Annotated in this window: 1 protein-coding gene; it reads right to left on the bottom strand. The window is 71.4% G+C overall.

Annotation, left to right across the window (positions count from 1 at the left end; genetic code table 11):
* On the bottom strand, positions 1 to 237 hold a 237-nt coding region (locus AC0IYH_RS32925; RefSeq protein WP_471838579.1), incomplete at its 3' end, for a hypothetical protein.
* Positions 238 to 252 lie beyond the last annotated feature (15 nt).

Below are 252 nucleotides of genomic sequence, written 5' to 3'. Positions count from 1 at the left end.
GCCCTGCCCCACCGCGACCGCGACGGAGATCTGGCCGTGCAGCGCGATCCGGCGGCGCTCGTTGATCGTCGACCCGTCCGACGGCAGGATCACGTCGCCGTCCAGCACCAGCCGGCCGACCGTCGCATGCCCGACCTTCTTGGCGGCGCCCGGCCGCAGCCGCACGATATCGCCGTCCGCCTGAACGATCGCCTGCGGCACGCCTTCGGAGATACCGAAGCGGGCATGCTCCATCATGTGGCGCATCTCGCC

This window comes from Pseudomonas sp. AC463 (genome assembly GCF_979253585.1).
Note: the sequence above shows the minus strand (reverse complement) of the source record. Positions and strands in the feature narration are given on the sequence as shown.